This window comes from Ornithinibacillus californiensis (assembly GCF_001038485.1).
GTDB classification, from domain to species: Bacteria; Bacillota; Bacilli; order Bacillales; family Amphibacillaceae; genus Ornithinibacillus; species Ornithinibacillus californiensis.
Map to the genome: position 1 here is coordinate 1 of NZ_LDUE01000042.1, position 424 is coordinate 424.

At 42.0% G+C, this 424-nt stretch carries 1 tRNA gene; it reads left to right on the plus strand.

The annotated features are described in order from the left end of the window. Nucleotides 1–71: 71 nt before the first annotated feature. Nucleotides 72–145: transfer RNA gene (locus tag TE34_RS09845), tRNA-Ile, on the plus strand. Nucleotides 146–424: the final 279 nt, after the last annotated feature.

Here is a 424-nt window from a genome sequence, read left to right on the forward strand (position 1 = left end):
AATGGTAAAACTCTAGCCTTCCAAGCTAATGTCGTGGGTTCGATTCCCATCACCCGCTCCATTCAAAACATGGGCCTGTAGCTCAGCTGGTTAGAGCGCACGCCTGATAAGCGTGAGGTCGGTGGTTCGAGTCCACTCAGGCCCATCATTCTAAAAAAAGAATGAAAAAACTGTTGACACTTTGTTGATAGCATGGTAATATTTAAAAGCTGTCATTAAACAGCGAACGTGATTTTGCTCCTTGAAAACTGAACAAAACAACCAGTATGTCAAGAAGAAACATACCCTGTTTTTTCTTAAATTATGAAATACAGAAGCTAGCAGCTTCTTTGCTAAGAACTTTCCTATGAATGATTGGTGTCATTCATAGACAAACTTTTTTGGAGAGTTTGATCTTGGCTCAGGACGAACGCTGGCGGCGTGC